General features: G+C 53.0%; 31 protein-coding genes and 3 pseudogenes. All 34 read left to right on the forward strand.

Going from position 1 to position 20520, the window contains the following annotated elements; all coding sequences use genetic code 11:
* Window positions 1–263 precede the first annotated feature (263 nt).
* Entirely contained in the window at window positions 264–884 is a 621-nt protein-coding gene (gene rplC, locus H4317_RS03470) for a 50S ribosomal protein L3 (protein WP_185888782.1), read from the forward strand.
* 8 nt (window positions 885–892) lie between these two features.
* Window positions 893–1531 (forward strand): 50S ribosomal protein L4, encoded by a 639-nt coding sequence (rplD, locus tag H4317_RS03475; RefSeq protein ID WP_073281486.1) that lies wholly within the window; start codon window positions 893–895, stop codon window positions 1529–1531.
* Window positions 1531–1818 carry a 50S ribosomal protein L23 gene (gene rplW, locus H4317_RS03480; protein ID WP_073281281.1) on the forward strand — a complete coding sequence of 96 codons (288 nt, stop codon included), beginning with the start codon at window positions 1531–1533 and terminating at the stop codon, window positions 1816–1818. The genes rplD and rplW overlap by 1 nt, the downstream gene beginning before the upstream one ends.
* A 43-nt stretch (window positions 1819–1861) precedes the next feature.
* A complete protein-coding gene (gene rplB, locus H4317_RS03485) occupies window positions 1862–2689 on the forward strand; it encodes a 50S ribosomal protein L2 (protein WP_073281282.1) in 828 nt (275 codons plus the stop codon).
* A 3-nt stretch (window positions 2690–2692) separates the two neighbouring features.
* Window positions 2693–2971 carry a 30S ribosomal protein S19 gene (gene rpsS, locus H4317_RS03490; RefSeq protein WP_073281283.1) on the forward strand — a complete coding sequence of 93 codons (279 nt, stop codon included), beginning with the start codon at window positions 2693–2695 and terminating at the stop codon, window positions 2969–2971.
* A gap of 2 nt (window positions 2972–2973) precedes the next feature.
* Window positions 2974–3318, forward strand: a pseudogene (rplV, locus tag H4317_RS03495) (50S ribosomal protein L22); the annotation flags it as partial.
* 140 nt (window positions 3319–3458) lie between these two features.
* Window positions 3459–4337, forward strand: a complete 879-nt coding sequence (rpsC, locus tag H4317_RS03500; protein ID WP_185888784.1) for a 30S ribosomal protein S3 — start codon at window positions 3459–3461, stop codon at window positions 4335–4337.
* Window positions 4338–4374: 37 nt separating this feature from the next.
* On the forward strand, window positions 4375–4800 hold the full coding sequence (gene rplP / locus H4317_RS03505; protein WP_073281286.1) for a 50S ribosomal protein L16: 426 nt from the start codon (window positions 4375–4377) through the stop codon (window positions 4798–4800).
* 1 nt (window position 4801) lies between these two features.
* Window positions 4802–5014 carry a 50S ribosomal protein L29 gene (gene rpmC, locus H4317_RS03510; RefSeq protein ID WP_185888785.1) on the forward strand — a complete coding sequence of 71 codons (213 nt, stop codon included), beginning with the start codon at window positions 4802–4804 and terminating at the stop codon, window positions 5012–5014.
* Window positions 5015–5016: 2 nt separating this feature from the next.
* Entirely contained in the window at window positions 5017–5307 is a 291-nt protein-coding gene (gene rpsQ, locus H4317_RS03515; RefSeq protein WP_185888786.1) for a 30S ribosomal protein S17, read from the forward strand.
* 1 nt (window position 5308) lies between these two features.
* Entirely contained in the window at window positions 5309–5677 is a 369-nt protein-coding gene (rplN, locus tag H4317_RS03520; protein ID WP_044003245.1) for a 50S ribosomal protein L14, read from the forward strand.
* A gap of 3 nt (window positions 5678–5680) precedes the next feature.
* Window positions 5681–5935, forward strand: a pseudogene (gene rplX / locus H4317_RS03525) (50S ribosomal protein L24); the annotation flags it as partial.
* Window positions 5936–5959: 24 nt separating this feature from the next.
* A complete protein-coding gene (gene rplE, locus H4317_RS03530; protein WP_073281290.1) occupies window positions 5960–6514 on the forward strand; it encodes a 50S ribosomal protein L5 in 555 nt (184 codons plus the stop codon).
* On the forward strand, window positions 6514–6783 hold the full coding sequence (rpsN, locus tag H4317_RS03535) for a 30S ribosomal protein S14 (protein WP_073281291.1): 270 nt from the start codon (window positions 6514–6516) through the stop codon (window positions 6781–6783). Before rplE ends, rpsN begins: the two co-directional genes overlap by 1 nt.
* Window positions 6784–6969: 186 nt before the next feature.
* Window positions 6970–7368, forward strand: coding sequence for a 30S ribosomal protein S8 (gene rpsH / locus H4317_RS03540; protein WP_073281292.1), 399 nt, complete (start codon window positions 6970–6972; stop codon window positions 7366–7368).
* A 20-nt stretch (window positions 7369–7388) separates the two neighbouring features.
* Complete coding sequence (gene rplF, locus H4317_RS03545) at window positions 7389–7943, forward strand: 50S ribosomal protein L6 (protein WP_185888787.1); 555 nt, start codon at window positions 7389–7391, stop codon at window positions 7941–7943.
* 9 nt (window positions 7944–7952) lie between these two features.
* On the forward strand, window positions 7953–8303 hold the full coding sequence (rplR, locus tag H4317_RS03550) for a 50S ribosomal protein L18 (RefSeq protein WP_185888788.1): 351 nt from the start codon (window positions 7953–7955) through the stop codon (window positions 8301–8303).
* Between the two features lie 6 nt (window positions 8304–8309).
* Window positions 8310–8915: a 30S ribosomal protein S5 gene (gene rpsE, locus H4317_RS03555; protein WP_044016044.1), complete on the forward strand. Its 606-nt coding sequence runs from the start codon at window positions 8310–8312 to the stop codon at window positions 8913–8915.
* 6 nt (window positions 8916–8921) lie between these two features.
* Window positions 8922–9101 carry a 50S ribosomal protein L30 gene (gene rpmD, locus H4317_RS03560; RefSeq protein WP_044016046.1) on the forward strand — a complete coding sequence of 60 codons (180 nt, stop codon included), beginning with the start codon at window positions 8922–8924 and terminating at the stop codon, window positions 9099–9101.
* A gap of 13 nt (window positions 9102–9114) precedes the next feature.
* On the forward strand, window positions 9115–9558 hold the full coding sequence (rplO, locus tag H4317_RS03565; protein ID WP_185888789.1) for a 50S ribosomal protein L15: 444 nt from the start codon (window positions 9115–9117) through the stop codon (window positions 9556–9558).
* Window positions 9559–9570: 12 nt separating this feature from the next.
* Window positions 9571–10890 carry a preprotein translocase subunit SecY gene (secY, locus tag H4317_RS03570; protein ID WP_185888790.1) on the forward strand — a complete coding sequence of 440 codons (1320 nt, stop codon included), beginning with the start codon at window positions 9571–9573 and terminating at the stop codon, window positions 10888–10890.
* A 6-nt stretch (window positions 10891–10896) separates the two neighbouring features.
* Complete coding sequence (map, locus tag H4317_RS03575) at window positions 10897–11667, forward strand: type I methionyl aminopeptidase (RefSeq protein WP_185888791.1); 771 nt, start codon at window positions 10897–10899, stop codon at window positions 11665–11667.
* A 4-nt stretch (window positions 11668–11671) separates the two neighbouring features.
* Window positions 11672–11890, forward strand: coding sequence for a translation initiation factor IF-1 (gene infA / locus H4317_RS03580; protein ID WP_022822146.1), 219 nt, complete (start codon window positions 11672–11674; stop codon window positions 11888–11890).
* A 9-nt stretch (window positions 11891–11899) separates the two neighbouring features.
* Window positions 11900–12016, forward strand: a complete 117-nt coding sequence (gene rpmJ / locus H4317_RS03585; RefSeq protein ID WP_045688470.1) for a 50S ribosomal protein L36 — start codon at window positions 11900–11902, stop codon at window positions 12014–12016.
* Window positions 12017–12043: 27 nt separating this feature from the next.
* Window positions 12044–12421, forward strand: a complete 378-nt coding sequence (rpsM, locus tag H4317_RS03590; RefSeq protein ID WP_044016055.1) for a 30S ribosomal protein S13 — start codon at window positions 12044–12046, stop codon at window positions 12419–12421.
* A gap of 79 nt (window positions 12422–12500) precedes the next feature.
* Window positions 12501–12893 (forward strand): 30S ribosomal protein S11, encoded by a 393-nt coding sequence (gene rpsK / locus H4317_RS03595; RefSeq protein WP_022822149.1) that lies wholly within the window; start codon window positions 12501–12503, stop codon window positions 12891–12893.
* A gap of 128 nt (window positions 12894–13021) precedes the next feature.
* Entirely contained in the window at window positions 13022–13627 is a 606-nt protein-coding gene (rpsD, locus tag H4317_RS03600; protein ID WP_073281299.1) for a 30S ribosomal protein S4, read from the forward strand.
* A 143-nt stretch (window positions 13628–13770) separates the two neighbouring features.
* The gene (locus H4317_RS03605; RefSeq protein ID WP_185888792.1) at window positions 13771–14760 is read left to right on the forward strand and encodes a DNA-directed RNA polymerase subunit alpha; all 990 of its coding nucleotides are present in this window, start codon (window positions 13771–13773) and stop codon (window positions 14758–14760) included.
* Between the two features lie 216 nt (window positions 14761–14976).
* Window positions 14977–15558 carry a 50S ribosomal protein L17 gene (gene rplQ, locus H4317_RS03610; protein WP_185888793.1) on the forward strand — a complete coding sequence of 194 codons (582 nt, stop codon included), beginning with the start codon at window positions 14977–14979 and terminating at the stop codon, window positions 15556–15558.
* A gap of 352 nt (window positions 15559–15910) precedes the next feature.
* On the forward strand, window positions 15911–16927 hold the full coding sequence (locus H4317_RS03615) for a sensor histidine kinase (RefSeq protein WP_185888794.1): 1017 nt from the start codon (window positions 15911–15913) through the stop codon (window positions 16925–16927).
* Between the two features lie 61 nt (window positions 16928–16988).
* A complete protein-coding gene (locus tag H4317_RS03620) occupies window positions 16989–17774 on the forward strand; it encodes a LytR/AlgR family response regulator transcription factor (RefSeq protein WP_185888795.1) in 786 nt (261 codons plus the stop codon).
* 173 nt (window positions 17775–17947) lie between these two features.
* Window positions 17948–19219: a phosphopyruvate hydratase gene (gene eno / locus H4317_RS03625; RefSeq protein WP_185888796.1), complete on the forward strand. Its 1272-nt coding sequence runs from the start codon at window positions 17948–17950 to the stop codon at window positions 19217–19219.
* Between the two features lie 185 nt (window positions 19220–19404).
* Window positions 19405–19533: pseudogene (locus H4317_RS19515) on the forward strand (hypothetical protein); the annotation flags it as partial.
* A 6-nt stretch (window positions 19534–19539) separates the two neighbouring features.
* Window positions 19540–20505: a CARDB domain-containing protein gene (locus tag H4317_RS03630; protein WP_260625807.1), complete on the forward strand. Its 966-nt coding sequence runs from the start codon at window positions 19540–19542 to the stop codon at window positions 20503–20505.
* Window positions 20506–20520: the final 15 nt, after the last annotated feature.

Raw genomic sequence — 20520 nt, forward strand, 5'->3', positions numbered from 1 at the left:
AGCGAATAGCTAACAAAACACCCCACTGGTTCTACGGAGCTGGTGGGGTGTTTTGCTTTTGGATACTCCTTAAAATGGTAAAAGCCAATTTTCATAGGCAATTGATCTGGAAGGGGAAGGGCAAATGAAGGCTAAAGCTGTGACACTGAAAATATTTCAGAAGGCAGCTAGAATATAACATAACAATTTCCTAGCTTTGCACTCCCATTCCGAAAACGCCACTTGGGCGTTTTCGTGTGCGTCTTTTACTAAACCCCAACAGAATGCCTGGCATCATCGGTAAAAAAATCGGTATGACAAGCCTCTTCACTCCGGACGGGAAGAACATTCCTTGCACGCTCATCGAAGCGGGCCCGTGTGTAGTGACGCAGGTTAAGACTATCGAAACGGACGGCTACACAGCTATCCAGCTCGGTTACGGCGAGAAGAAGGCGAAAAACACCACCAAAGCATTGGCTGGTCATTTCGCTAAAGCCGGAACTACTCCCAAAAGAAAACTCGTTGAGTTCCGTACCGACGAGGTAGCTAGCTTCACTGCCGGCAGCGAAATCAACACTTCCCTTTTCGAGGAAGGTGAATTCGTTGACGTAGTAGGCACCTCAAAAGGTAAAGGCTTCCAAGGCGTTGTGAAACGTTACAACTTCGCCGGTGTAGGCGGGCAGACGCACGGCCAGCACAACCGTGGCCGTCACCCCGGTTCTATTGGTGCTTGCTCGTGGCCTTCGCGCGTATTCAAAGGAATGCGCATGGGTGGCCGTATGGGTAACGACCGTGTGAAAGTGCAGAACCTGAAGGTTATGCGCATTGTAGCCGACAAGAACCTCATCGTGGTGAGCGGCTCGATTCCCGGTGCCAAGAATTCATTCGTGGTCCTGGAAAAATAACCTTGAAGATGGAACTGTCAGTATATAACATCAAAGGCGAAGACACCGGCCGCAAGGTTACGCTGTCTGACGCCATCTTCGGTCTGGAGCCGAACGAGCACGTGATGTATCTCGACGTGAAGCAGTACCTGGCCAATCAGCGCCAAGGCACGCACAAGTCGAAGCAGCGCAACGAAGTGCACGGCACCACCAAGAAGCTGAAGAAGCAAAAAGGTACGGGCGGCGCTCGTGCTGGCTCGATGAAATCGGGCGTATTCGTAGGTGGCGGCCGGATTTTTGGTCCTGAGCCCCGCGACTACGGCTTCAAGCTGAACAAGAAAACGAAGCGTCTTGCTCGTCTGTCGGCTCTCTCGACGCTGGCCAAAGACGGCAAGGTGGCTCTGGTAGAGAACATCACTCTGTCGGCTCCCAAGACCAAAGACTTCCTCAACATCCTGAACGGTCTGAAGCTGAACAACGGCAAAAAGACCCTGCTAGTAACTGGCGAAGTAGACAAGAACGTGGTGCTGTCGGCGCGCAACATTCAGAAAATCACCGTGGCTACGCCCGTTGCTCTGAACACGCACGACCTGTTGAACACCGACACGCTACTGCTGTCGGAAGCGGGCCTGACGGCATTGGAACAACTCTATACCACTGCTGAATAATGAGCACGCTGAAAAAACCCATCGTGACCGAGAAGGCCACGGGCCTGAACGAGAAAGGCCAGTACGTTTTCGAAGTAGAGCGTACCGCCAACAAGGTTCAGATCAAAAAGGACATCGAGCAGTTCTATGGTGTGACGGTAACGGGCATCAGCACGATCCGCACCAATGGAAAAGTGAAGTCCAAATTCACGAAAGGTGGTTCGGTATCGGGCCGTCGCGCACATGGCAAAAAAGCCATCGTGACCGTGAAGGAAGGCGAGGTTATCGACTTCTACAGCGGCATCTAAGCTGCGCCCTTTTCTGCATAAGAGCATTTCCTAAGCAAGAGTAATGGCACTCAAAAAACTAAGACCAACATCACCGGGTCAGCGCTTCCGCATTGCACCGGCCTTCGACGAGATTACGACGTCGACGCCGGAGAAGTCGCTGTTGGCACCCATGAAAAACTCCGGTGGCCGCAACAACTCTGGTAAAATGTCTAACCGCTACATCGGCGGTGGGCACAAAGCCAAGTATCGTATCATCGACTTCAAGCGTGACAAGGCCTCGGTGCCGGCCACGGTGAAAACGATTGAGTACGATCCGAACCGTACGGCCCGTATCGCCCTGCTTCAGTACGCCGATGGTGAGAAGCGTTACATCATCGCTCCTGCGGGCGTTGAGGTAGGTGCTACAGTCGTATCAGGTTCGGGTGTAGCCCCGGAAGTAGGCAACGCCCTGCCGCTGCGCGAAATACCGCTCGGTACCATCGTTCACAACATCGAGCTGATGCCCGGTAACGGTGCCGCTATGGCCCGCTCCGCTGGTACGTACGCTCAGTTGGTTGCTCGCGAAGACAAATACGCCACCTTGAAACTGCCTTCCGGTGAGATGCGCATGGTACTCGTTACCTGCATGGCTACGGTAGGCACCGTTTCGAACGGTGACCATATGAACGTACGTCTCGGCAAAGCCGGTCGTAACCGTTGGTTGGGTCGTCGTCCGCGCGTTCGTGGTGTCGCTATGAACCCTGTCGATCACCCAATGGGTGGTGGCGAAGGCAAATCGTCGGGTGGTCACCCACGTAGCCGTAACGGTATCTTCTCGAAAGGTCAGAAGACCCGCAACAAGAATAAGTACTCGGAGCAGCTCATCGTTAACCGCAAAGGCAAGAAGTAAACAATGGCACGTTCACTAAAAAAAGGGCCGTACATTGACTTCCGGCTCGAGAAGAAAGTAACGGCAATGGATGAAGCCGGCAAAAAATCGGTGGTGAAGACTTGGTCGCGCCGCTCGATGATTTCGCCTGATTTCGTTGGCCACACCTTCGCCGTTCACAACGGCAATAAGTTCATCCCGGTATATGTGACGGAGAACATGGTAGGACACAAACTCGGTGAGTTTGCTCCGACCCGGAACTTCCGTGGACACATTGCCAAGAAAGATAAAGGCAAGCGCTAATCATGGAAGCAACCGCTAAACTCCGCAACGTCCCCACCTCGCCGCGCAAGATGCGCTTGGTGGCCGACATGATCCGTGGTCAGAAAGTGACCCGTGCGCTTGGTCTGCTGAAATTCGAGGCTAACTCGGGTGCTGCACGCGTTGAAAAGCTTCTCCTCTCGGCTCTGGCCAACTGGCAGCAGCACAACGAGGAAGAGCGTATCGAAGACGCTAACCTCTACATCAAGGCTATCTTCGTGGATGAAGGCCGTCAGCTGAAGCGCCTGCGCCCCGCCCCCCAGGGCCGTGGCCACCGCATCCGTAAGCGCAGCAACCACGTGACGCTGGTGATTGACTCGAAAGTAGAACCGCTGGGCAGCAAAGCTGCTGCTAAGCAGGCTGCTGAAACGAAAACCACCGACGCCGCTGTTGAAGCCAAGCCGAAGACACGTCGTAGCTCGGCTAAGAAATCCACTGAAACCAAGGCAGAAGCCTCCGCATAAGCACTATGGGACAGAAAGTAAATCCGGTTGGCTTCCGTCTGGGCGTCATTAAAGGATGGGACTCGAACTGGTACGGCGGCAAGGACTTTGCTGACAAACTGGTGGAGGACGAAAAAATCCGCAAGTATATCATGGCTCGTATCCCGAAAGGTGGCATTAGCCGCATCGTGATTGAGCGTACACTGAAGCGTATCACCATTACCATCAATACGGCTCGTCCGGGTGTAGTAATCGGTAAGGGTGGCGCTGAGGTTGATAAGATCAAGGACGAACTGAAGCAGATCACCAGCAAAGACGTTCAGATCAACATCTTCGAAATCAAGCGCCCGGAACTCGACGCCAAGCTGGTAGGTGAGAGCATTGCTCAGCAGCTGCAGGCTCGTATCTCGTTCCGCCGCGCCATGAAGATGTCTATCCAGGCTGCTATCCGCGTTGGTGCCGAAGGCATCAAAATCCAGTGCGGTGGTCGTTTGGGTGGTGCTGAAATTGCCCGTTCCGAGCAGTACAAAGAAGGTCGTACGCCGTTGCATACGCTGCGCGCTGATATCGATTACGCTTTGTCGGAAGCTCAGACCGTGTATGGCAAAATCGGCATCAAAGTATGGATCATGCGTGGTGAAGTGTTCGGCAAGCCCGACCTGTCACCTAACCAGGTTCCTGCTAACCAAGGCAACGACAGCCGTGGTGGCGACCGTGGCCCACGCGGTGAGCGTGGTGACCGTGGCGGCGACCGTGGCCCGCGTCGTGACCGTAACGACCGTGGCGGTGAGAACCGTGGCGGTGGTGACAACCGCGGTGGTGCCGCTGGTGGCCAGCGCCGTGGCGGTGGTGCCCCAGGTGGTGCTAACCGTGGCGGCCAGGGCGGTGGCGCTCCGCGTCGCTAGTCGTTTCTTTTCTTCAGAAATTCAATTTCAATAACTCATGTTACAACCGAAAAGGACCAAGTATCGCAAGATGCAAAAGGGTCGCGTAACAGGCCTTGCCTACCGCGGCAGCTCCATTGACTTCGGTTCTTTCGCTATTAAGTCGTTGGAAGTGGCTTGGATTACGGCTCGCCAGATTGAGGCAGCCCGTATCGCCATGACCCGCGCCATGAAACGCGAAGGGCAAGTTTGGATCCGCATTTTCCCCGACAAGCCAATTACCAAGAAGCCTGCCGAGGTGCGGATGGGTAAGGGTAAAGGTTCGCCCGAGTATTGGGTAGCCTGCGTGAAACCCGGCACTATCATGTTCGAGTCGGATGGCGTTACGCTGGAGGTGGCTCAGGAGTCGCTGCGTCTGGCAGCTCAGAAGCTGCCCGTACGCACTCAGTTTGTTGTTCGTCGCGACTACGTAGAAAGCAAGTAAGATGAAGAACGCCGATATCCGCGCCCTCTCCGTTGAGGACCTGAAAACCCAGATCAAGACCGAACAAGCCTCTGGCCAGTCGCTGCGCTTCGCGCACGCTATTTCGCCTTTGGAAAACCCGATTCGCCTGAAGCAAAGCCGCAAGAACGTCGCCCGTCTGTTGACCGAGCTGACCCGTCGCGAGAACGAGCAGGCTAATAACACTGCTAATTAACGATGGCAAGCAACGAAGAACAGCAGGCTACCTCCGCCGTTGAGCGGAACCTGCGTAAAGAAATCATCGGGCGCGTTACCTCCTCCAAAATGGACAAGTCCATTACAGTGATGGTAGAGAGCAAAATGAAACACCCGATCTACGGCAAATTCGTTACCAAGTCGACCAAATTTATGGCCCACGACGAGAACAACGAATGTGGCGAAGGCGATACGGTTCGCATTATGTCGACCCGTCCGCTGAGCAAGAACAAGCGGTGGAGACTGGTAGAAATTGTAGAACGCGCCAAGTAAGATGATACAGCAAGAATCCCGTCTGACCGTCGCTGATAACAGCGGCGCCAAAGAAGTTCTCTGCATTCGTGTCCTCGGTGGCACGGGCAAGAAATACGCTAGTGTTGGCGACAAGATTGTAGTAGCCATCAAATCGGCTATTCCTTCCGGCAACGCTAAAAAAGGCACTGTATCGAAAGCAGTTGTAGTTCGCACGAAGAAAGAAGTACGTCGTAAAGACGGTTCTTACATTCGTTTCGACGACAACGCTGCCGTACTGCTCAACAATAACGACGAGCCCCGCGGTACCCGCATCTTCGGCCCAGTGGCCCGCGAACTGCGCGAGAAGCAGTTCATGAAGATTGTTTCGCTGGCTCCTGAAGTTCTCTAAGCAATGGCAACGAAAACGAAAGCAGCACCCGCGAAACTGCACGTGAAAAGCGGCGACACCGTTCAGGTGATTGCCGGCGACGACAAAGGCAAAACCGGCGTTATCAAGTCGGTTAACCGTTCGACGCAGCGCGTTATCGTGGAAGGCCTGAACCTGGTCACCAAGCACAACAAACCTAGTGCGAAGAACCCCCAGGGTGGCATCACCAAGATCGAAGCTGGCATTCACGTGAGCAACGTGAAAGCAATTGACTCGAAAAACGCCTAACCCGGTACGACGACAATGGCTCGACTCAAAGAGAAATATAAAAAAGAAGTAGTACCGGCGCTCCAGGAGAAATTCCAGTTCGAGAGCATCATGCAGGTACCGCGCATCACCAAGATCTGCATCAACCGTGGTATCGGTGCGGCTGTAGCCGACAAGAAGCTGGTTGATAACGGTGTGGATGAGCTGACGACCATTGCTGGTCAGAAAGCAGTAGCCACTATCGCCAAGCGTTCGGTGTCTAACTTCAAACTGCGTGAAGGCATGCCCATCGGCGCCCGCGTTACCCTGCGTGGTGAGCGGATGTACGAGTTCATGGATCGTCTGCTGACGATTGCTCTGCCCCGCGTTCGTGACTTCAAAGGCATCAACGACAAAGGATTTGACGGCCGTGGTAACTATACCTTGGGCGTTAAGGAGCAGATCATCTTCCCCGAAATTTCGATTGACAAAATTAAGTCGATTTCGGGCATGGACATTACCTTCGTAACGACGGCCGAAAACGATGAGCAGAGCTATGAGCTCCTCAAAGCTTTCGGTATGCCGTTCGCTAACGCCAAGAAACAAAACTAATGGCTAAGGAATCCGCTAAAGCAAGAGCGCGCAAGCGCATCGCTACGGTTGCCCGTTATGCTGAGAAGCGCAAAGCGCTGAAAGCTGCTGGCGACTATGAAGGTCTGGACAAGCTGCCCCGTGACGCTTCCCCCGTGCGCCTGCACAACCGGGACATGATTGACGGCCGTCCCCGTGGTTACATGCGTAAGTTCGGCATCAGCCGGGTACGTTTCCGCGAAATGGCGCTGGCTGGCAAAATCCCCGGCGTAACGAAGTCGAGCTGGTAGTTCGACATGTTGCCAGATAGCCTCGGCTGTTGACGCAACATTACTTGGCAGGTTGCCGAGAGAAACCATTGGCCGCATTCGAGTCAAGAAGTCTTAATCGAAAATTTCGCTGCCGCATTTCTGTGGCGGCGAAATTTTCATATCTTTGCGGCTCCCTAAAAAAGGGTGGCGCTTTTACTAAGTCACATGAACACAGATCCAATTGCTGACTACCTGACCCGGGTACGCAATGCCATCAAGGCAAATCACCGGGTAGTGGAAATTCCGGCCAGCAACATCAAAAAGGAAATCACGAAGGTGCTCTACAAGAAGGGCTACATTCAGAGCTACCGTTTTGATGATGCCGCTGTACAAGGCACGATTAAAATCGCACTGAAGTACAACCCGGTTACGAAACAGCCTGCTATCACCAAACTGGAGCGTGTAAGCACGCCAGGTTTGCGTCAGTATGCTCACGTAGAAAACCTGCCTCGCGTACTGAGTGGTCTGGGTGTTGCCATCCTGTCGACTTCGAAAGGGGTGATGACGGAGAAAGAGGCGAAAGCCGAAAACGTGGGCGGCGAAGTGCTGTGCTACGTCTACTAATCTGAAAGGAAACCGAGACTATGTCACGCATTGGTAAACTGCCCATCAGCCTGCCCACTAACGTGCAGATTGAAGTGAGCAACGAAAACACGGTAACCGTGAAGGGCCCGAAGGGTACTTTGCTGGTTCCAGTTGACCGCGACATTACTGTAGCAACCGAAGACGGTCAGCTAGTAGTTACGCGCCCAACTGAGCAAAAGCGTCATAAAGCCATGCACGGCCTCTACCGTTCACTGTTGAACAACGCCGTAAATGGTGTTAGCAACGGTCTGGAAGAGAAGCTTGAGTTGGTAGGTGTAGGTTACAAAGCTTCTATGGCTGGTACCACACTCGAACTGTCGCTGGGCTATTCGCACAATATCTTCCTGGCTCTGCCGAAGGAAGTAACGGCTACTGCTGTAACAGAGAAAGGTAAAAACCCTATCGTTACGCTGACCAGCATTGATAAGCAGTTGCTTGGTCAGGTAGCAGCCAAAATTCGCTCGTTGCGCAAAGTTGAGCCTTACAAAGGTAAAGGCGTGCGCTTCGTGGGTGAGCAGATTCGTCGTAAGGCTGGTAAAACAGCTTCGAAATAACATCACACCATGGCTTTCGATAAAGCAACTAGAAGAAAACGGATCCAGCGCATCATCCGCACTAAGGTGGCTGGCACGTCCGAGCGTCCACGTTTGTCGGTGTTCCGCAGCAATACGGGCATTTATGCTCAGATTATTGACGATACTACCGGCCGCACGCTGGCGTCTGCTTCCTCGAAGCACGTTTCGGTGGAAGGGGGCAACGGAGTCGCCCTCGCTGCCGCAGTCGGCAAAGAACTTGCTGCCCGTGCTACAGGAAAAGGAATTTCGAAAGTGGTATTTGACCGTTCCGGTTACCTCTACCACGGCCGCGTAAAATCATTGGCAGAAGGAGCCCGCGAAGGCGGCCTCAATTTCTAAATCATCATGGCAGAATTTAACAACGGCCCTCGTGGTGGTAGCGGCGATAACCGTGGCGGTGGCAATGACCGTCGTGGTGGTGGCAATGACCGTCGCGGCAACGACCGTAAGGAAGAATCCCGCACCGGCGATTCCGACCTGAAAGAGAAAGTGGTTGCTATCAACCGCGTAGCCAAAGTAGTAAAAGGCGGTCGTCGCTTCAGCTTCTCGGCCATCGTAGTAGTAGGTGACGGCAACGGCACTGTAGGCTACGGCCTCGGCAAAGCCAATGAAGTAACCGACGCCATTGCCAAAGGCATTGACGACGCGAAGAAAAACCTGGTGAAGGTGCCGCTGTACAAGCATACGGTTCCCCACATTATGGAAGGCAAATACTCGGGCGGCTTCGTGCTGGTTCAGCCAGCTGCGGCTGGTACGGGTGTAATTGCTGGTGGTGCTATGCGTGCCGTGTTCGAAAGCGCTGGCATCAAAGACGTACTCGCCAAGTCTAAAGGTTCGTCGAACCCACACAATGTGGTGAAGGCTACCTTCGACGCCCTGCTGAAAATGCGCGACCCGATGCAGATTGCACAGGCTCGTGGCATCACCCTCGCTCAAGTTTTTAACGGTTAAGAGACGATGGCGCAGATCCAAATCAAACTTGTAAAAAGCGTTATCGACCGCCCCGAGCGTCAGAAGCGTACTGTGCAGGCCCTTGGCCTCGGCAAAATGGGTAGCACCAAGAGCGTGGAAAACACGCCTCAGGTTGCTGGCATGATCAAAGCCGTTCAGCACCTGTTGGAAGTAACCGAACTCTAGGAATCTCCCGAAAATGAATCTCAGCAATCTCAAACCTGCCGTAGGCTCTACCCGCAATGTCAAGCGCATTGGTCGTGGTACGGGTTCCGGCCGTGGCGGCACTTCGACGCGTGGCCACAAAGGTGCCAAGTCCCGTTCGGGTTACTCCAAGAAATCGGGCTTCGAAGGTGGTCAAATGCCACTGCAGCGCCGTGTACCAAAATTCGGCTTCAAAAACATCAATCGGGTAGAGTATAAAGCTGTCAATCTTGACGTACTGGCTGCTCTCACTGAAGGTGGCATAACGACGCTGGATAATGCGTTCTTTGTGAATGCTGGTCTGGCTTCTAAAAGCGCTAAAATTAAAGTTCTGGGCCGTGGTGAAATCACTACGGCACTAGAAGTACATGCCCATGCCTTCTCGAAATCGGCTGTTGAAGCTATTGAGAAAGCAGGTGGTAAAGCAGTGACGCTGTAAGTATTTGTGGCGATGAAAAAGTTTATCGAAACGATAAAGAACATTTTTGCGATTGAAGATCTGCGTATGCGGATCTTCAACACGCTTTTTTTCATTGCCATCTACCGGTTGGGGTCTTTTGTGGTGCTGCCGGGCGTCGATGCTACCCGTTTGAAAAGCGGGGGAGCATCTGGGGTGTTCGGTATTCTGGATACTCTGCTTGGCGGTGCATTCAGCAATGCTTCCATCTTTGCGTTGGGCATCATGCCTTACATCTCGGCTTCTATTGTACTCCAACTGCTAACTATTGCAGTTCCGTATTTCCAGAAGCTACAGAAAGAAGGAGAATCAGGCCGCAAGAAGATTAACCAGTACACGCGCATTCTCACAATTCCGATTGTGATGGCGCAGTCGGTTGGCTTCATTGCTACCATCAACGCGGATGCTATTATGGCTCCGGGCACGTTCTTCACGATTTCCACAATGCTGATCATTACAGCTGGCACACTCTTTTGCATGTGGCTAGGTGAGAAAATCACGGATAAAGGTATCGGAAACGGTATCTCCATGATTATCATGATTGGGATTGTGTCGCGCCTACCCGGTGCTATTATCGGCGAGGCTGCTGCCAAGGGCATGCGAGGCTCACTGATTTTCCTGATTGAACTGGTAGTACTGTTCCTCGTGGTAATGGCCGTTATTGTCCTGACGCAGGCTGTTCGCCGGATTCCGGTACAGTATGCGAAGCAGGTAGGTAGTACTGCCCAGCTAAATGCTCAGCGGCAGTTCATTCCCATGAAAGTGAATGCAGCAGGTGTTATGCCTATCATTTTCGCTCAGTCACTTATGTTCGTGCCAGCTATTTTGGCTTCGGTGTGGCAAAATGACAGCGATGTGGCAAGCTACATTGGAGTGAAGTTTTCGGACTACACTTCATGGCAATACAACGCTGTATTTGCTCTGCTCATCATTGTGTTCACCTACTTCTATACAGCCATCAGCGTTAATCCTAACCAGATTGCTGATGATTTGAAACGGAGTGGTGGTTTCGTACCCGGTGTTAAGCCAGGTCGCGACACCTCAGAGCATATTGACGAGATTCTAACTCGCATTACCCTTCCTGGTGCGGTGGCTTTGGCCCTAATTGCCATCTTCCCTGCATTGGCGTTACTCGGTGGTGTTACGCGTCCGTTCTCGGCTTTCTACGGTGGTACTTCGCTTATCATCATGGTAGGTGTAGTATTGGATACGCTGAATCAGGTGGAAAGCTACCTGCTGATGCGTCACTATGATGGCATGATGAAAACCGGCAAAGTACGTGGCCGTTCGCAAAACATTGCAATGGCTTCGTAAGCAGCTATGCTAGTTTACAAAACCGAAGAAGAAATCGAATTCATGCGTGCCAGTGCGAAAGTATTGGCCCAAGCCCACGGAGAAGTGGCCAGCATGATCCGAGAAGGAATTACAACGCGAGAGCTGGATCAGCGCGCTGAGGAATTCATTCGGGACCATGGTGGGTCACCATCATTCAAAGGGTACAATGGATTCGAATATAGCCTCTGTATCTCTCCTAATGCGGTAGTGGTACACGGCTTTCCTAGCGACTATACACTGAAAAGTGGTGACGTCGTTTCGGTTGATTGCGGAGTTCTACTCAATGGCTATCATGCCGACAGTGCTTACACTTATCCGATTGGAGAAGTTGCACCAGAGGTATTACAGTTATTAGAGGAAACTAAAAAGTCGCTGTATCTCGGTATCGAGCAGGCAGTGGCAGGCAATCGGATGGGTGACGTCAGCTACGCCATTCAGAACCATGTTGAAAAGCAAGGCTACGGAGTGGTGAGGGAGCTAGTCGGCCACGGAATTGGCAAGAAGCTGCACGAGCGGCCGGATGTACCGAACTACGGTAAACGTGGTTCAGGGCTGAAGCTGCAAACAGGGCTCACACTTGCCATTGAGCCTATGGTGAATCTGGGAACAAAGAATGTGGTTCAGGAAAAGGATGGTTGGACTATCCGTACCAAAGACTTCAAACCTTCTGCCCACTTTGAGCACACAGTAGTAGTACGAAAAGACAAGGCGGAAATCCTTACCTCTTTCGAATACATAGAAAAAGCCTTACAGTAGCCATATGGCCAAACAAACTTCCATTGAGCAGGACGGAGTCATCCTGGAAGCCCTTTCCAACGCCATGTTCCGTGTGGAGCTGGAGAACGGTCACCAGTTGATTGCCCACATTTCGGGCAAGATGCGGATGCACTACATCAAGATTCTGCCGGGAGATAAGGTAAAGTTGGAAATGTCGCCCTACGATCTGTCGAAGGGACGAATTGTGTACCGTTACAAATAACCCGACGACATGAAAGTCAAAGCGTCCGTCAAGAAACGTAGCGTTGATTGCAAAATCATCCGCCGCAAAGGCAAACTCTACGTCATCAACAAAAAGAACCCGCGCTACAAACAGCGTCAAGGGTAGTAGCACCAGACTTTTTTAAAAAAGCACATGGCTCGTATTGCAGGGGTAGATATCCCAGACAACAAGCGCGGCGAAATCGCGCTGACCTACATTTTCGGCATTGGCCGTCCTTCTGCTCAGCAGATCCTCACCAAAGCAGGCGTTGACCTGAACAAGAAGGTGAAGGATTGGACTGAAGCTGAAGCCGGCGAAATCCGTAGCGTAATTGCTGCCGAATTCAAAACCGAAGGTGTGCTGCGCTCAGAAGTGCAGCTGAACATCAAGCGCCTCATGGACATCGGTTGCTACCGGGGTCTGCGTCACCGCAAAGGTCTGCCAGTTCGTGGTCAGCGCACCAAGAACAACTCGCGTACCCGCAAGGGTAAGCGTAAGACCGTTGCTGGCAAGAAAAAGGCTACTAAATAACCCGTAGTGGGAATCGTTGCCTGCTCTGATACGTTCAGGGCAGGCAACAACACCTCCCGCATATTTTTGCGATAACCAAATGGCACAAAAGAGAAAAGACAAAGCCAAGAAGCGCGTTGTCGTTGTCGAGCCGGTAGGCCAGGTTCACATCAAGGCCTCGTTCAACAACATCATCATTTCCATCACCAACAACAATGGCCAGGTTATTTCCTGGGCTTCGGCTGGTAAGATGGGTTTCCGCGGCTCCAAGAAGAACACGCCTTACGCTGCTCAGATGGCTGCTACCGATTGCGGTAAAGTAGCTCATGACTTAGGCATGCGCAAAGCTGAGGTGTTCGTGAAGGGCCCGGGCGCAGGCCGCGAGTCGGCTATTCGTACGCTGGGTAACGTGGGTATTGAGGTAACGACCATCAAGGACGTGACGCCGCTGCCCCATAACGGCTGCCGTCCTCCCAAACGTCGTCGCGTTTAGTTTATTGAACAGGCTGGCTCTGCCGGCCACCGGTGTCGGGTTTCTGATGCGCCTTTTCACCCCTGCAAGGTGCGCCTCCGGAGCCCGACACGCGCGGTTCAACCCCCTCAACACTCAACAACCCCGAAATGGCACGTTATACTGGTCCTAAAACCAAGATTGCCCGTCGCTTCAATGAGCCGATCTTCGGCCCAAGCAAGGCACTCACCAAGAAAGCATATCCCCCCGGCCAGCACGGCCGTGGCCGTCGTAAGAAGCAGAGCGAGTACGCTGTCCAGCTGATGGAGAAGCAGAAAGTGAAGTACATGTACGGCGTACTGGAAAAGCAATTTGAGAACCTGTTCCACAAAGCTGCTACGCTGCCCGGCATTACCGGCGACAACTTGCTGGCCTTGCTGGAGTCGCGCCTCGACAACACGGTGTACCGTTTGGGCATTGCCCCAACGCGCCGGGCTGCTCGTCAGCTCGTTCTGCATAAGCACATCACCGTTAACGGTGACGTGGTAAACATTGCTTCGTACAAACTGCGTGCTGGCGACGTTGTGGCCGTTCGTGAAAAGTCGAAGTCGCTGGAAGCTATTACCACGAGCCTAAGCGCCCGCAACGCGCGTGCTTTCTCGTGGCTGGAGTGGGACGGCAAAGACATGGTGGGCAAATTCATCAGTGCCCCCTCGCGTGACCTGATTCCGGAGAAAATCACGGAACAGCTCATCGTCGAGCTTTACTCGAAGTAATAATAAGAACGGCCCGGACGCCCGGGCCGTTCTTCTGCTTCGACTTTTTAAAAGGATTCAGGTATTGGGTAATGGGTATCAAGACACTCTGAGAGGTCTTTTTACTCACTACCCATTACTCAATACTAAAAACCGCCCCACTTATGTCAATCTTAGCTTTTCAAATGCCGGAGAAGGTGGTAATGGAGAAATCCGACGACTTCTACGGAACGTTTGAATTTAAACCGCTGGAGAAAGGCTACGGCGTCACGATCGGCAACGCTTTGCGCCGCATCCTGCTGTCGTCGCTGGAGGGCTATGCCATCACGTCGGTTCGCACCAGCAGCGTACTGCACGAGTTCATGACCATCGAAGGTGTGATTGAGGACATGTCCGAAATCATTCTCAACCTGAAGCAAGTGCGCTTCAAAAAGGTGAGCGACGCCATCGAGGACAAAATCACGGTGCGCATTAAGGGTCAGGAAACCTTCACGGCTGGCGACATTAGCAAATTCACTAATGGCTTCCAGGTGCTAAACCCGGACCTAGTGATTTGCCACGTGGACGCCAACACCGAGCTGGAATTCGAATTCACGATCCAGAAAGGCCGTGGCTACGTTCCTGCAGAGGAAAACAAGCCTGCCGATCAGGTTTTCGGTCAGATTGCCATCGATGCCATTTTCACGCCAATCAAAAACGTGAAGTACAGCATTGAAAACACTCGTGTTGAGCAGAAGACCGATTACGAGAAGCTTCTCATCGAGATTCACACGGACGGTTCTATCCACCCGGAGGATGCGCTGAAAGGTGCCGCCAATATCCTGATTCAACACTTCATGCTGTTCTCCGACAGCACCATGACTTTCGAAACAGCCAAGGCTGAAGAAGAGGAAACGGTAGACGAGGAGACGCTGCACATGCGCAAAGTTCTGAAAACGCCACTGGCGGATATGGACCTGAGCGTACGTGCGTACAACTGCCTCAAGGCTGCCGACATCAAAACCCTCGGTGATTTGGTGCAGCTGGACATGGCGGATATGATGAAGTTCCGCAACTTCGGCAAGAAGTCGCTCACCGAGCTGGAAAACCTTGTAGAAGAGAAAGGCCTGAACTTCGGCATGGATCTGAGCAAGTATAAGCTCGACGAAGAATAGATAGGAGCATGAAAATGTGCTGAATGTGGTTGATGTGCTAGGCACATATTCCACTTCAGCACATTTTTTATGCCTGTACATTCTGTACCTTTGCACTCCATTTTCATACTTTCATAACCAGTGAGCCCGAAGGGGCGACGGTTCTAATGAGAAAGGTGCTTCATAGCAGCTTTTCCGCCGTGGTCGTCGTCCGCAAGTTCACACATCTTCTTTTTTATGCGTCACGGTAAAACCATCAACCACCTCGGCCGCACGGCCTCGCACCGCAATGCCATGCTCGCAAACATGGCTTCGTCGCTGATTATGCACAAGCGTATCTCGACGACGGTTGCTAAAGCAAAAGCTCTTCGCAAGTTTGTAGAGCCTCTGCTGACCAAGTCGAAGAACGACACCACGCATTCGCGTCGTCTGGTGTTCTCGGTACTGGAAAACAAAGAAGTTCTGAAAGAACTGTTCGGTGAGGTAGCTGCTAAAATTGCTGGCCGTCCCGGTGGATACACCCGCATCATCAAGCTCAGCGACAGCCGCCTTGGTGACAACGCTGAGTTGTGCATCATTGAATTGGTTGACTATAACGAAACGCTGCTCGAGGCCAAAAACGCTGGCGAAGCTAAAACGACTACTCGTCGTTCGCGTCGTAGCGGTGCTAAGAAGGCAACAACTGGTGAAGGTCAGTCGTCGGCTGAAGTAGTTGCTGAGGCTCCGGCTGCTGCCACTACCGAAGTATCGGCTCCAGAAGACACGGCTACAGAAACGCTGAAAAACGGCGAAACCCGCGAGGAGAAAGCCGCTGAGTAATCTGAAGTTGGAAGACTATACTTCCACGACGAAGGGGACGTGCCGTAAGGTGCGTCCCCTTTTGCTTTCTCGGTGATTAATAGAAAGGAATAAACCGCACAGCAAGACGGTTAAAAGCTGATTATGCCCGATTCGGCGGATTCTACCCGCGGTTCGTGAAATAGCACTTAGCTTACTCGAATAAAAGAGGGTGCTTCAGGTCTTCTGTTCCTGCAAGCCGATGTATTACGCTGCTGGTCGCTACCCGATAGGCTACTTCAAAGTGCGTTGTGTTAGTGCTCTTGCGGTAACTGCTTCGGACACTTAATCCTAAGCCAAGCCAGTCTCAATTTCACCTGTGCTTTTCAATGCCATGCTGATTCAACGCCCTTCCAAGTCCGACTTCGCTGCAATAGTAGTCTACTGGCTGCTCGCTGCGCCTGTAGTGATGTCGGCGTACGTCTACGAATCTGGCTGGGCACGGGCGTGGATAGGGATGGGCTATACTATTGTGCTCGACACAGCGGCTGTACTCTGTCTCGTATTTCTAATTTTGCCCAAGGCGTTATCAGGGAAGCACTGGCGGAGTGCCGTAGGGGCGCTGCTCGTGTTTATGGTGGCCAGTAGCGTACTGTACCGGGAAGGCTATGGATTGATTTTCGGTAAGCCAACAGCCTGGACTATGATGGGTATGGTGGCCGGGATTCTGCGACATGCGGTCAGCTACGGTCTGTTGGGGATTTTTCTGACGGTTAAGCGCTATTTTGAGATACAGAAGCGGCTAGTGCTGATGCAAAAGGCGCAAACTGAAAGCGAATTGCGCAACCTGAAGGCCCAAATCGACCCTCACTTCCTCTTCAACAATCTGAATGTGTTGCGCGGTCTGATCCAGCAGGATCCGGCGACGGCCAACGAGTACCTAGACCGATTTGCGTCGCTGTATCGTTTTCTGATTCGACACAAAGACGAAGACTTTGTAAGTCTGGCCGAGGAACTGCAGCTTGTAGATGAGTATGTCTATCTGCTGCGCCACCGGTTTGGATCTGCGTACGACTTTCGCCGGGAGCTTCCGGTGGGCATTGATCTGAACCAGCTGCTCGTGGTGCCGGGTACGCTGCAACTGCTGCTTGAAAATGCTATCAAACACAACGCTGGCAACGAAGAGAACCCGCTCACTGTCGTTATTGAGGCCACAGAAACAGCGCTTACTGTACGGCACGCACGCCGGCCAAAGCTGACCTCGATAGATTCGATGGGAACAGGGCTGGCCAATCTGCGTGAGCGGTATCGGTTGCTGTTCAACCGCGACATTGTAGTGGTGGATACAGCAGCGCTTTTCTCAGTGTCGGTGCCAGTGCTACGGCAGTTGCAGCGCTGGTCAGCTGCATAATTAATGAGTGCCTCACTTTAGCTCTGCTCCCTTATCTGGAGCACGTTGACTCAGTTGCAGTATGCGTATTCTACTTCTAGAAGATGAAGAGCCCGCCGCCCGCCAGATGCTCCGGTTTCTGGAGCAGGCAGGAGTAACAGCCGAAACGCCCCCTGTATTGCGGAGTGTGGAAAAGGCGCTGGTGTGGCTGCAAACCAATTCGATGCCGGACCTCATTTTTTCCGATATCGAGTTGCTGGATGGCAACGCTTTCACGCTGTACGAGCGGTTCCGCGTGACCTGTCCTATCATCTTCACGACTGCCTACGACCAGTTTTTGCTGCCAGCTTTCCGAGGAAACGGAATTGCTTATCTGCTCAAACCTTTTAGCTACGAGCAAGTGCAGGAAGCGCTGGAAAAGTATAAAGGGTTGCGTGCTAGTCTGGCGGGTGGTGCTTCCGCGCCGGCCGCGCTCAGCATGGAAGTGGTGGAGGAGTTGCGCACTGCCTTACGCCAGAATGCGCAGCCACACTATAAGCAGCGCTTTTCCGTGAGGATGCGCAACAGTTTCTATGTGCTGCAGACCCACGACATAGCGTATGTACAGGCCGATGAAGGTGTGACGTTTGCCGTGGATGCGGCCGGTACGCGGTACCCGCTCAGCGGTACACTGACGGAACTGGAACGCCAGTTAGATCCGGCGTGCTTTGGCCGTCTAAACCGCTCGGAGTTGGTGAACATAGCTTTTGTGGAGCGAGTGGAGCCGTACTTCAACAACCGCTTGGTGGTAAAGCTTAGGACCGGTGGTGCTACTCTCACCACCAGCGCAGCCCAGACTCCTGAGTTCCGGCGCTGGCTGGAAGGGTAGGAGCTACGGAAGCTGGCCAATACTCCGGCAGCTTCCGTTGGCCTAGCCTAGTTAGCGGCTGGAGTATCAGGGGCAGGGGCTGAAAGGTCGGGGCTAATTTTTACCTTGCGGCGCAATGGCCAGCACCGGCCATTACCCGTACCTGACAACTGTTCAACCCCATATTCTTCCTCATGAGCATTATCACCGAAATTCACGCCCGTCAGATTTTTGATTCGCGCGGCAACCCGACCGTGGAAGTGGACGTGACTACTGATAGCGGCACGGTAGGCCGCGCCGCCGTGCCTTCGGGCGCCAGCACCGGCAAGCACGAAGCCGTGGAACTGCGCGACGACGACAAGAGCAAGTACATGGGCAAAGGCGTGCTGCAAGCCGTTGAGAATGTAAACAGCAAAATTGCCGAAGAACTGATTGGCTTTTCAGTGTTCGAGCAGGGCTTGCTCGATAAAATCATGCTGGAGCTGGATGGCACGCCGAACAAAGCCAACCTGGGTGCCAATGCAATTCTAGGGGCTTCGCTGGCCATTGCCCGCGCCGCTGCACAGGAAGCTGGTATGCCACTGTACCGCTACGTAGGCGGCGTAAATGCCACTACGCTGCCCGTGCCGATGATGAACATCCTGAATGGTGGCTCGCACGCCGATAACAGCATCGACTTCCAGGAATTCATGATTATGCCCGTGGGCGCTCCTTCGTTCTCGGAGGCGCTGCGCTGGGGTACAGAAATCTTCCATCACCTCAAAAACGTGCTCAAAAAGCAGGGTTTCAGCACCAACGTAGGGGATGAAGGCGGTTTTGCTCCAAATATCAAATCCAACGAAGACGCCATCAAGATTGTGTTGCAGGCCATTGAAACGGCTGGCTACAAGCCCGGCGACGACGTGATGATTGCCATGGACGCGGCGGCTTCGGAGTTCTACTCCGATGGCCACTACCACTTCAAGAAGAGCACCGGCGACAAGCTGACTTCTTCGGAAATGGTGAGCTACTGGACTGACTGGACCAAGAAGTATCCCATCATCAGCATCGAGGATGGCATGGATGAGGACGACTGGAGCGGCTGGAAAAACCTCACTAACAGCATCGGCAGCACCACCCAACTGGTAGGCGACGACCTATTTGTGACCAACGTAAACCGCCTGCAGCGCGGCATCGATGAGCAGATTGCCAACGCCATCCTCATCAAGGTAAACCAGATTGGCACGCTCACCGAAACCATTGATGCCATCAACCTAGGCCGCCGCAACGGCTACAAGAGCATCATGAGTCACCGCTCGGGCGAAACCGAAGACAACACCATTGCCGACCTGGCCGTGGCCCTGAACACCGGCCAGATCAAGACCGGTTCGGCGTCGCGCTCCGACCGGATGGCTAAGTACAACCAGTTGCTTCGTATCGAGGAAGAGCTGGGAGAAGTAGCGTACTTCCCCGGCCGTAAGATGTAGGCATTTACTGCCCCTGTGTTATCAAAAAGCCCGTCCAAATTATCCTGGGCGGGCTTTTTGGCGCGGTGCTACCCGCACCCAGCAGCTAATGGGAAGCTGAAAAAGGCATCAATGATTTCTGGTTGCTCAATAAAATTTTGTCAGATCTTTGCCACGTGTTTGGCAGTTGTTTATTGATGTTACCCATGAAGAAATTACTACTCTTGTGCTGGCTGCTGGTCGGGCTCGTTGTTTCATTGAAGGCTCAGACCAGACCCGATTTGATAGTTGTCGCACCATTTTCCTTGCCCACTGTTGTGCAGGCCGGGGGTACTTATTCAATGTCGGCACATATCCGCGTCAACGGAAATCCGGGTGCAGGCGCACAGTTCAACTGCGTTGGCTACTATCTGTCTACTAACTCTACCTGGGATGCTACTGATGCCTATCTGGGCAGTAGTTGCCAGAGTCTGCTGATGGCCGGCCAGTCTGGGCCCACGTCTATAACGGCTATCATTCCTGCCCTGACGAGCCCCGGTGGCTACTATCTGGTACTTGTGGCCGATCCTCTGAATGCCGAGCTGGAATCAGATGAGACCAACAATGTGGTGACGTTTCCGGTACAGGTAGCTGCGGGAAGCCCGGCGTTACCGGACCTGGAATTGTGGCGGCCTTCTATTTCCTTCAGTACTGTGCCGGCCGGCGGTAATACAGGTGCCTTTTCTTTCATTTTTAACCGGGGTGCTGGTGCTGCCAGTGCATATGAAGTAGGCTTTTATTTGTCGGCAGACACTGTGTTTTCGGCGAGTACGGATGTATTTATGGGGCAGATTACGGGCGGTAGCCTACCTGGGGCCCTCAATGGGTCAACGGGTGCTGGTACAATCTTTTCAGCCCCTTTGCTGGCTGTACCTGCCACTACGGTGCCCGGCAACTATTATCTGCTGCTGGTTATAGACCCACGCAACCAGATAGCCGAATCGAACGAGAATAATAACTCACGTGCTCTGCGCCTGATAGTGGCCGGCGCTTTGTCTGCTACGGCTGCTACGTCGTCCGATGATGCCTTACTGATATATCCTAATCCTGTAGCCCGAGGCAATAGCTTAATAATCCATACCGGAGCAGCCGGACAGGCAGCTAAGCTGACGCTGGTTGATGCTATGGGACGAGCAGTAGTGCAGCAAACGCTACGACCGACTCAAACCGAAACCTCTATCGACACCCAAAACCTGCCGGCTGGCATCTATCTGGTGCGGATGACTGTAGCAGGCGCAGAGGTTACACGCCGCGTCCTCATAAATTAAGTCGAAGCCTAAAAC

This window comes from Hymenobacter sediminicola, assembly GCF_014250515.1.
GTDB classification, from domain to species: domain Bacteria; phylum Bacteroidota; class Bacteroidia; order Cytophagales; family Hymenobacteraceae; genus Hymenobacter; species Hymenobacter sediminicola.

Coding starts and splice junctions, on each gene's coding strand:
- rplB (WP_073281282.1), top strand. CDS start 1,862: ATGGCACTCAAAAAACTAAGACCAACATCACCGGGTCAGCGCTTCCGC.
- secY (WP_185888790.1), top strand. CDS start 9,571: ATGAAAAAGTTTATCGAAACGATAAAGAACATTTTTGCGATTGAAGAT.
- rplE (WP_073281290.1), top strand. CDS start 5,960: ATGGCTCGACTCAAAGAGAAATATAAAAAAGAAGTAGTACCGGCGCTC.
- rplW (WP_073281281.1), top strand. CDS start 1,531: ATGAGCACGCTGAAAAAACCCATCGTGACCGAGAAGGCCACGGGCCTG.
- rpsS (WP_073281283.1), top strand. CDS start 2,693: ATGGCACGTTCACTAAAAAAAGGGCCGTACATTGACTTCCGGCTCGAG.
- rplD (WP_073281486.1), top strand. CDS start 893: ATGGAACTGTCAGTATATAACATCAAAGGCGAAGACACCGGCCGCAAG.
- rplC (WP_185888782.1), top strand. CDS start 264: ATGCCTGGCATCATCGGTAAAAAAATCGGTATGACAAGCCTCTTCACT.
- rplN (WP_044003245.1), top strand. CDS start 5,309: ATGATACAGCAAGAATCCCGTCTGACCGTCGCTGATAACAGCGGCGCC.
- eno (WP_185888796.1), top strand. CDS start 17,948: ATGAGCATTATCACCGAAATTCACGCCCGTCAGATTTTTGATTCGCGC.
- rpsD (WP_073281299.1), top strand. CDS start 13,022: ATGGCACGTTATACTGGTCCTAAAACCAAGATTGCCCGTCGCTTCAAT.
- rplP (WP_073281286.1), top strand. CDS start 4,375: ATGTTACAACCGAAAAGGACCAAGTATCGCAAGATGCAAAAGGGTCGC.
- rpsH (WP_073281292.1), top strand. CDS start 6,970: ATGAACACAGATCCAATTGCTGACTACCTGACCCGGGTACGCAATGCC.
- rplR (WP_185888788.1), top strand. CDS start 7,953: ATGGCTTTCGATAAAGCAACTAGAAGAAAACGGATCCAGCGCATCATC.
- rpmD (WP_044016046.1), top strand. CDS start 8,922: ATGGCGCAGATCCAAATCAAACTTGTAAAAAGCGTTATCGACCGCCCC.
- rpsC (WP_185888784.1), top strand. CDS start 3,459: ATGGGACAGAAAGTAAATCCGGTTGGCTTCCGTCTGGGCGTCATTAAA.
- H4317_RS03630 (WP_260625807.1), top strand. CDS start 19,540: ATGTCGGCACATATCCGCGTCAACGGAAATCCGGGTGCAGGCGCACAG.
- map (WP_185888791.1), top strand. CDS start 10,897: ATGCTAGTTTACAAAACCGAAGAAGAAATCGAATTCATGCGTGCCAGT.
- rpsN (WP_073281291.1), top strand. CDS start 6,514: ATGGCTAAGGAATCCGCTAAAGCAAGAGCGCGCAAGCGCATCGCTACG.
- H4317_RS03620 (WP_185888795.1), top strand. CDS start 16,989: ATGCGTATTCTACTTCTAGAAGATGAAGAGCCCGCCGCCCGCCAGATG.
- rpsK (WP_022822149.1), top strand. CDS start 12,501: ATGGCACAAAAGAGAAAAGACAAAGCCAAGAAGCGCGTTGTCGTTGTC.
- rpsQ (WP_185888786.1), top strand. CDS start 5,017: ATGGCAAGCAACGAAGAACAGCAGGCTACCTCCGCCGTTGAGCGGAAC.
- rpsE (WP_044016044.1), top strand. CDS start 8,310: ATGGCAGAATTTAACAACGGCCCTCGTGGTGGTAGCGGCGATAACCGT.
- infA (WP_022822146.1), top strand. CDS start 11,672: ATGGCCAAACAAACTTCCATTGAGCAGGACGGAGTCATCCTGGAAGCC.
- rplF (WP_185888787.1), top strand. CDS start 7,389: ATGTCACGCATTGGTAAACTGCCCATCAGCCTGCCCACTAACGTGCAG.
- rplQ (WP_185888793.1), top strand. CDS start 14,977: ATGCGTCACGGTAAAACCATCAACCACCTCGGCCGCACGGCCTCGCAC.
- rpmJ (WP_045688470.1), top strand. CDS start 11,900: ATGAAAGTCAAAGCGTCCGTCAAGAAACGTAGCGTTGATTGCAAAATC.
- H4317_RS03605 (WP_185888792.1), top strand. CDS start 13,771: ATGTCAATCTTAGCTTTTCAAATGCCGGAGAAGGTGGTAATGGAGAAA.
- rpsM (WP_044016055.1), top strand. CDS start 12,044: ATGGCTCGTATTGCAGGGGTAGATATCCCAGACAACAAGCGCGGCGAA.
- rpmC (WP_185888785.1), top strand. CDS start 4,802: ATGAAGAACGCCGATATCCGCGCCCTCTCCGTTGAGGACCTGAAAACC.
- rplO (WP_185888789.1), top strand. CDS start 9,115: ATGAATCTCAGCAATCTCAAACCTGCCGTAGGCTCTACCCGCAATGTC.
- H4317_RS03615 (WP_185888794.1), top strand. CDS start 15,911: ATGCTGATTCAACGCCCTTCCAAGTCCGACTTCGCTGCAATAGTAGTC.